The following is a 7,691-nucleotide window of genomic DNA, read 5'->3' as shown; positions in this document are numbered from 1 at the left end:
CCCCACACCCCACACCCCACACCCCACACCCCCGAATTAGCCTTAAAGCATACTCAGCCATACAAGCAAATAAAAACGAAAACTTTGCTTTGAGGATATCTCCTGACTGGTAGGATAAAAATGAACCATACTAGGCAGTTTAACCTCCACGCCGCCGAGGCCACACCTTTAATCATCAAAGGAAAAGTATTTATATGTCTAAAAATCAAGTGTTCGACTTTTTCGCCTTAGCCGCTAAAAACGAAGAATTGGGTAAAAAAATGCGTTCAACCCAAGATCCTCAGCAATTACTAGAGATAGCTCGCTCGCAAGGCTTCGATTTCTCCCTTCCTGAATTAGAAGCGGCACTCAAATCCTTGCACGAGAGTCCCGACTTTTTCCAAAAGTTAGCTCATGCAGTGTTAGAAGTTTTCAGTCCTAACCACGATAATTATCCCTCGATCGGTGTCCAACCCTACGAAGGTGAGATCGATCGCTAGAATCAGTGATCAGTGATCAGATGTGAGTTTTCAGTTCACTGATTACTGTTCACTGTTTACTGATCACTGAAAAAGGCTCCCCTTCTCCCCACTCCCCCACCCCAGCCGTATATAGTATAAAAAAATTATAAAAAAGCCGAAATCAGGGAAAATAGGCTTTTATCTGCCAATAAATCCGGCAGAGACAAGCAAGCCGCCAAGAGAAAACTTAAAGCGGAAATCGGCTCATAGCAAAGGTTTTAGCTGTAGATCTCCTGAGAATTGCTGAGGCTGATGGGCGAAGTCAAGGAATGATTAACTTTCGTTAACCTGAAGATGAGAAATAATCATAATGTTTTATATTGTCAAAGGTGTCATAGTTTCCTATGCTTTTTTTAGGTTGATAATTTTGCCTGACTCGTCAAATTTTTACCAACCAGCCCTAGAAAATAAAATTAGTGGATGAAAACGGTCACGATCGAGATAAAATTTAGGATGGTCTTACCCCCACCTTGCCACGATCCCGACTGCCACCAAAGCTAGAGCAGGAAAAGTAACAAGGAAAGAATTTGACTGAAACAAAATTGATAACGCTAACGAGATTAATAGTTTAGTTTGGCTTGACAAGCGAGGAACAAAAAAATGCCAATTGCAGTAGGAATGATTGAAACCCTAGGATTTCCCGCCGTTGTGGAAGCGGCCGATGCCATGGTCAAAGCCGCCAGGGTGACTCTAGTGGGTTACGAAAAGATCGGTAGTGGTCGCGTCACTGTCATCGTCCGGGGAGACGTTTCAGAAGTGCAAGCTTCTGTGGCTGCCGGAGTGGAAAACGCCAACCGGGTTAACGGAGGACAAGTGCTATCTACCCATATCATCGCCCGTCCCCACGAAAACCTCGAATACGTGCTGCCCATTCGCTACACCGAAGAAGTAGAGCAATTCCGCAGCTATTAAACACCGTTGATCGGGGTCAGCATCTATAGAGTCGAAGAAAGCCAACCATTAGGAGACAAAAATATTATGTCAATTGCAGTGGGCATGGTGGAAACCTTGGGTTTCCCGGCCGTTGTCGAGGCGGCTGATGCCATGGTAAAAGCCGCCCGCGTAACCCTAGTAGGTTACGAAAAAATTGGTAGTGGTCGCGTCACCGTCATCGTCCGGGGGGACGTTTCGGAAGTACAGGCCTCCGTATCGGCGGGGACAGAAGCGGCATCTAATCGTGTTAAAGGTGGTCAAGTCCTCTCGACCCACATCATCGCCCGTCCCCACGAAAACCTCGAATACGTTCTTCCCATCCGTTATACAGAAGCCGTGGAACAGTTTCGTGAAAGTGTTAACCCGCAACCTTTAAGACGAATCTAGAGCGCAACTAACTTTTAGTGTAAACAAATTCCATGCAAATTGCCAAAGTTTGCGGAACCGTCGTTAGCACCCTGAAACCGCGCAGTATGACGGGAGTGAAACTTCTGCTTTTGCAATTCATCGACGCACAGGGGCAACTTTTGCCTAAATACGAAGTAGCGGGTGATATTGTCGGAGCGGGGCTTAATGAATGGGTGCTAGTGTCCCGGGGAGGAGCGGCTCGTATCGAAGACGGTCAGAACAATCGCCCCCTTGACGCGATGGTGGTGGGGATTATTGACACTATAACCGTAGAAAATCGCACCCTCTACAGCAAGAGAGACGAATTTCGTCAATCCGGTTAGAAATCGATAGGACCCAAACACAGTTAATTAACAACCAGCCAGCCAAATTCAGTATGGAGGAAGACTAACTATGGTCGTCCGCACAACGGCGGCTAGTCCGAAAAAGCGGACCAAATCCCCAGAGGAAACGCGCATAGACGAGAGTGCCAAAGTCCACACCTTCTCTAACCTCAGTGGCGCTATCGAGATCGGGGCGCGAGTGGTGATCGCTCCGGGGACTTCCATCCGCGCCGATGAAGGAACCCCCTTTCACATTGGCGACGACAGCAAAATTCAGGACGGAGCAATCATCCACGGTTTAGAAAAAAGCCGTGTGGTGGGAGATGACGGCCGAGAATATTCGGTGTGGATCGGCCGGGGCAGCTGCATCACCCACATGGCACTCATTCACGGGCCTGCCTATGTGGGCGATCGCTGCTTTATCGGTTTTCGCTCCACCGTCTTTAATGCCCGCATCGGGGCCGATTGCATCGTCATGATGCACGCCCTCGTTCAAGACGTGGAAATCCCCGCCGGTAAATTCGTGCCATCCGGTTCCGTGATCACCAGCCAACAACAGGCCGACCGCTTACCCGATGTCACAGAAATCGATCGAGCCTTCACTCGTCACATTGTCGATATCGACCTCGCCCCCAGCGTCCCGGTCAAAGCCCACAGCCCAGCGACTCCTGCACCGGCAGCCGCTATAAACATCGCTAATGAGACGCTATATAGAAATTCGGTGACACCTATGAGTTTAAATACAAACATTCGAGCGCAGGTTCGCTCCCTCCTCTCCCAAGGCTACAAGATCGGCATCGAATACGCTGACAAACGCCGCTTTAAAACCAGTTCTTGGTTAAGTGCCGGCTTTATCGACGGCGGCCGCGAAGAACAGGTATCCCAATCCCTAGAAGCCTCCCTCAGAGACCTACAAGGCGAATACGTCCGCCTGATCGGAGTCGATCCCGCCGCTAAACGGCGCATACTGGAAATGATTATCCAACGCCCCGAAGACACCCCCGGAGAACCAGCCCGCACCACCACCGCCGTCCACGGCGGTCATGGCAACGGTAACGGCCATTCCGACCTGTCGGTACAAGTGCGTTCCCTGCTGGCCCAAGGACTGAAAATCGCCACCGAACACGCGGATAAACGCCGGTTTAAAACCAGTTCTTGGTTAACTGGACCTGCGATCGAAACCAAGAGCGAAGCGGGCATCATTCGCGATATTGAAGCGATCGTGACTGAAAATAGCGATGAGTACGTCCGCCTGATCGGGATCGACCCGCACGCGAAAAAACGCGTCGTCGAAATGATTATTCACCGCCCCGGCGGCACCCCCGCTAGTAACGGCAGCGGCAAAGCCAGCAGCTACAGCGCCCCCGCTAGTAACGGAGCCAGTCATAGCAGCAGTGGTAGCTTAAGTGGGGAAACGATCGCTCAAATTCGTTCCCTGCTTGCCCAAGGCTACAAAATCGGCACCGAACACGCGGATAAACGCCGGTTTAAAACCAGTTCTTGGCAGAGTTGCGCCCCGATCGAAAGCAATCGCGAATCCGATGTAATTACTGCTTTGGAAGATTGTTTACGCGAGCATAGCGGCGAATACGTCCGCTTACTCGGTATCGATGCTAAAGCCAAAAAACGGGTTTTAGAAACAGTGATCCAGCGTCCCGATGGTTCGGTGGCTAGTAATGGCAACGGTAAAACCGCCACCGTTGCTGAACCGAGTTTCAAAAGCTATGCTTCTGGCTCCTCCGGCGGCGGTACTGCCACTTTAACCAGTACCTTAACGGCGGAAACGATCGCTCAGATTCGTTCTTTATTGAACCAAGGTCACAAAATCGGGGCCGAACACGCGGATAAACGTCGTTTTAAAACCAGTTCTTGGCAAAGCTGCACCCCGATCGATAGCAGTCGCGAATCCGATGTGGTGGCCGCTTTAGAAACCTGTCTGCGCGACCATCAAGGGGAATACGTTCGTCTGATCGGGATTGACTCCCAAGCGAAACGCCGTGTTCTCGAATCGATTATTCAACGCCCTTAATTTCAGGACTCGGCGATCGGTGAAGGGAGATAGGTGTTAGGTGTTGGCAGACCGGGAAAAATACCGGAAACTCTAACCCCTACCCCCTAACCCCCGCTCACTGATCACTGATCACTGAGTAACTGTCAATTATGTCCTTACCCCCCGTTCAACCTATTAGCCGCTCGGAATTCTATGTCAATGGTGATGTCACCATTCATGAGAGTGCGATCGTGGCTCCGGGGGTGATTCTCCGAGCAGCCCCCAATAGCCAAATAATTATCGGTGCGGGTGCTTGCCTGGGTATGGGAACAATTTTAACCGCCTATCAGGGTGTGATTGCTATCGGTGCAGGGGCAATTTTAGGTACAGGTGTTCTAATGGTCGGTCAGGGTGAAATCGGTGAAAATGCCTGTATTGGTTCAACCACAACGATTTTTAATGCTTCTGTGGCAGCGATGTCGCTCGTGCCGTCTGGCTCCCTGATCGGAGATACTTCCCGTCAAATTACCATCGAGGTGTCAGCGACCCCATCGGAACCGGAAAGACCCCCTTTACCGGAACCGCAACCCGTAGTCAGTCAAGTGTCCCCAGTGCCGTCCATGGAGGAAGTGGTCGCCGAAACCGTGGCCAGTCCTTGGGATGGCGAGGAAACGGTGGCCGAGGCCAGTCCTGCGGAAACCAGAGAACCAGCATCTACTACTAACCGACCGAATCAAGCATCGGTGGTCGGAAAGGTCTATATCAATCAGTTATTGGTCACGCTATTTCCAGAACGTCATCGTTTTAATGGCAACAATAACCTTAATTCTTGAAGGGGAAAATAATCGTTCACAAGCCAAAAATCTCAACAATAATTACTAAGTAATTAGACCTAATTTATCTAGAGTTCACTGCTGTCTAACTGTCCTCTAGGTACTGGGTATAATTGCTTAAGAATCTAATTCATCTTTAGCGATTGCCGACATTTTTTGAGGTTGTAATTATTGATAATCTTCCTCAATTAAGGAGTAGTTTTAATCGCTCAAAGCCTGATGAGCAGAAGTTTCTGTGTGTCAATCAGGTAAATTTTTGTTGATTTTTTTGTGTTTTTGTAGAGATTGTCAAAGTTAGATGACGACAGATTAAAGAAACTAATCCCCCCGAGAAAAAAAAACAATCAAAATTTTAGGGATAGAGAAAAAAAATGATCAGAATAGGATAAAGTTCGTGTTAAGATGATCAGTTGAAAAAAACATTAGTGAAAATTGCTCCCTAACTTCGCTCCTAGCAGCAGGGGACAGGAGCTTAAGAAAAATCTATGTCGGTTGACGGCGAGATTTTACAGGTGCGACTAATCATGCAGTTTATGGAGGAATAATCCCAATGGTGCAAGCCAAATCCAAAGGTTTCCAGGCCGGCGTAAAAGACTACCGACTGACCTACTACACCCCCGACTACACCCCCAAAGATACCGATCTACTAGCTTGCTTCCGGGTGACACCCCAACCCGGAGTTCCTCCGGAAGAAGCAGGTGCGGCGGTAGCGGCGGAATCTTCCACAGGTACCTGGACCACCGTTTGGACCGATAACTTAACCGACCTCGATCGCTATAAAGGTCGTTGTTATGATATCGAACCCGTACCCAACGAAGATAACCAGTTCTTCTGTTTCGTTGCCTATCCTTTAGATCTATTTGAAGAAGGTTCCGTCACCAACATCCTCACCTCGATCGTTGGTAACGTTTTCGGTTTCAAAGCTCTACGCGGTCTCCGGTTAGAAGATATCCGTTTCCCCGTCGCTTTAATCAAAACCTTCCAAGGTCCTCCCCACGGTATCACCGTTGAACGGGACAAATTAAACAAATACGGTCGCCCCCTACTCGGTTGCACCATCAAACCCAAACTCGGCCTTTCCGCTAAAAACTATGGTCGTGCCGTTTATGAATGTCTCCGCGGTGGTTTAGACTTCACCAAAGACGACGAAAATATTAACTCTCAACCCTTCATGCGTTGGCGCGATCGTTTCCTTTTCGTCCAAGAGGCGATCGTTAAATCCCAAGCAGAAACCAACGAAGTTAAAGGACATTACCTCAACGTAACTGCTCCTACCTGCGAGCAGATGATGCAACGGGCTGAATTCGCCGCCGAAATCAAAACCCCCATCATCATGCACGACTACCTCACCGGTGGTTTCACCGCTAACACCACCCTGGCGAAATTCTGCCGCGACAAAGGGTTACTGCTCCACATTCACCGGGCAATGCACGCGGTTATCGACCGTCAGAAAAATCATGGTATCCACTTCCGCGTTTTAGCTAAGTGCTTACGTCTCTCTGGTGGTGATCACCTGCACTCGGGAACCGTTGTCGGTAAACTCGAAGGTGAACGCGGCATCACGATGGGTTTTGTTGACCTAATGCGTGAAGACTATGTAGAAGAAGATCGCGCTCGTGGTATTTTCTTCACCCAAGACTACGCCTCCTTACCCGGGGTAATGCCGGTTGCTTCCGGTGGTATCCACGTTTGGCATATGCCGGCGCTGGTGGAAATCTTCGGTGACGATTCCTGCTTACAGTTCGGTGGTGGAACCCTCGGCCACCCCTGGGGTAACGCACCGGGTGCCACCGCTAACCGTGTGGCTCTGGAAGCTTGTATCCAAGCTCGTAACGAAGGTCGCTCCTTGGCCCGCGAAGGTAACGACGTTATCCGGGAAGCTTGCCGTTGGAGTCCTGAACTGGCTGCCGCTTGCGAACTCTGGAAAGAAATCAAATTCGAGTTCGAGGCTATGGATACCCTCTAATACAGCCCTTCAGAAGGTTGTTAGCAGTTATCGGTGCAAAATAATGCCGGGGACTTGCCCAAAATCGGCAAGCAGTCGCTAGAATTTCAACACTGATAACTGTCTAGCCAATAACTGAAAACTGTATAAAATGTATCCGAAAAAAGTTGTTCAAGATACCGCGAAAGTCTTACAAAGTTACCTAACTTACCAAGCGGTTCGCACGATTATCGATCAATTGTCAGAAACTAATCCCACTTTGGCTATTTGGCTGAGTCACTATACTTCTAGCCATTCCATTCAGGATGGCGAGGCCTATATTGCGGGGTTAATGACTGAGAATAAAGAGTTAGTTTTGCGGATCATGACGGTAAGAGAACATTTAGCCGAACAGGTTTTAGAGTTCTTGCCAGAGATGGTAAAAACGGGAATTATTAATGACAATACCGAACATCGTCGGCAACTTTTGGAACGTCTCACCCGTACTGCTATAAGTCAACCAGAGACATCGGAATTAAATCTCGATGTTGATGATCTACCCAACCCATAAGGAATCAAGAAACCCATGAAAACTTTACCTAAAGAGAAGCGTTACGAAACTCTTTCCTACTTGCCCCCCCTCACCGATCAACAAATTGCTAAACAAATTCAATACATGATCGATCAGGGTTATATTCCTGCTGTGGAATTTGAAAAAGATCCCAAACCCGCGGATTATCATTGGACGATGTGGAAACTGCCTTTATTCTCTGTTTCTGG

At 48.8% G+C, this 7,691-nt stretch carries 9 protein-coding genes; all 9 read left to right on the top strand.

The window, feature by feature from the left end; translation table 11 throughout:
- Positions 1 to 194: 194 nt before the first annotated feature.
- On the top strand, positions 195 to 479 hold the full coding sequence (locus tag PX484_RS16540) for a Nif11-like leader peptide family natural product precursor (RefSeq protein WP_288104804.1): 285 nt from the start codon (positions 195 to 197) through the stop codon (positions 477 to 479).
- A gap of 621 nt (positions 480 to 1,100) precedes the next feature.
- Positions 1,101 to 1,412, top strand: coding sequence for a carbon dioxide-concentrating mechanism protein CcmK (locus PX484_RS16535; protein WP_002734613.1), 312 nt, complete (start codon positions 1,101 to 1,103; stop codon positions 1,410 to 1,412).
- 66 nt (positions 1,413 to 1,478) lie between these two features.
- Positions 1,479 to 1,820: a carbon dioxide-concentrating mechanism protein CcmK gene (locus tag PX484_RS16530; protein ID WP_002733426.1), complete on the top strand. Its 342-nt coding sequence runs from the start codon at positions 1,479 to 1,481 to the stop codon at positions 1,818 to 1,820.
- 32 nt (positions 1,821 to 1,852) lie between these two features.
- On the top strand, positions 1,853 to 2,164 hold the full coding sequence (ccmL, locus tag PX484_RS16525; RefSeq protein WP_002734360.1) for a beta-carboxysome shell vertex protein CcmL: 312 nt from the start codon (positions 1,853 to 1,855) through the stop codon (positions 2,162 to 2,164).
- Positions 2,165 to 2,234: 70 nt separating this feature from the next.
- Positions 2,235 to 4,193: a RuBisCO small subunit-like domain-containing protein gene (locus PX484_RS16520; protein WP_287764761.1), complete on the top strand. Its 1,959-nt coding sequence runs from the start codon at positions 2,235 to 2,237 to the stop codon at positions 4,191 to 4,193.
- 131 nt (positions 4,194 to 4,324) lie between these two features.
- A complete protein-coding gene (gene ccmN, locus PX484_RS16515; protein ID WP_002800746.1) occupies positions 4,325 to 4,987 on the top strand; it encodes a beta-carboxysome scaffolding protein CcmN in 663 nt (220 codons plus the stop codon).
- Between the two features lie 550 nt (positions 4,988 to 5,537).
- Positions 5,538 to 6,953: a form I ribulose bisphosphate carboxylase large subunit gene (locus PX484_RS16510; protein ID WP_002753365.1), complete on the top strand. Its 1,416-nt coding sequence runs from the start codon at positions 5,538 to 5,540 to the stop codon at positions 6,951 to 6,953.
- A 130-nt stretch (positions 6,954 to 7,083) separates the two neighbouring features.
- Complete coding sequence (gene rcbX / locus PX484_RS16505; protein ID WP_002732424.1) at positions 7,084 to 7,482, top strand: RuBisCO chaperone RbcX; 399 nt, start codon at positions 7,084 to 7,086, stop codon at positions 7,480 to 7,482.
- Positions 7,483 to 7,497: 15 nt separating this feature from the next.
- Positions 7,498 to 7,691: RuBisCO small subunit-like domain-containing protein (locus PX484_RS16500; protein ID WP_288104801.1), on the top strand; the 194-nt coding region annotated here is incomplete at its 3' end.

The sequence above is a fragment of the Microcystis sp. M49636_WE2 genome (genome assembly GCF_030065375.1).
Classification (GTDB): Bacteria; Cyanobacteriota; Cyanobacteriia; order Cyanobacteriales; family Microcystaceae; genus Microcystis; species Microcystis aeruginosa_C.
This window is presented reverse-complemented; position numbering and strand designations above follow the sequence as displayed.

Excerpts from the sequence above, each read along its gene's own strand:
- PX484_RS16535 (WP_002734613.1), top strand. The coding sequence starts at position 1,101 with ATGCCAATTGCAGTAGGAATGATTGAAACCCTAGGATTTCCCGCCGTT.
- ccmN (WP_002800746.1), top strand. The coding sequence starts at position 4,325 with ATGTCCTTACCCCCCGTTCAACCTATTAGCCGCTCGGAATTCTATGTC.
- PX484_RS16510 (WP_002753365.1), top strand. The coding sequence starts at position 5,538 with ATGGTGCAAGCCAAATCCAAAGGTTTCCAGGCCGGCGTAAAAGACTAC.
- PX484_RS16530 (WP_002733426.1), top strand. The coding sequence starts at position 1,479 with ATGTCAATTGCAGTGGGCATGGTGGAAACCTTGGGTTTCCCGGCCGTT.
- PX484_RS16520 (WP_287764761.1), top strand. The coding sequence starts at position 2,235 with ATGGTCGTCCGCACAACGGCGGCTAGTCCGAAAAAGCGGACCAAATCC.
- PX484_RS16540 (WP_288104804.1), top strand. The coding sequence starts at position 195 with ATGTCTAAAAATCAAGTGTTCGACTTTTTCGCCTTAGCCGCTAAAAAC.
- rcbX (WP_002732424.1), top strand. The coding sequence starts at position 7,084 with ATGTATCCGAAAAAAGTTGTTCAAGATACCGCGAAAGTCTTACAAAGT.
- ccmL (WP_002734360.1), top strand. The coding sequence starts at position 1,853 with ATGCAAATTGCCAAAGTTTGCGGAACCGTCGTTAGCACCCTGAAACCG.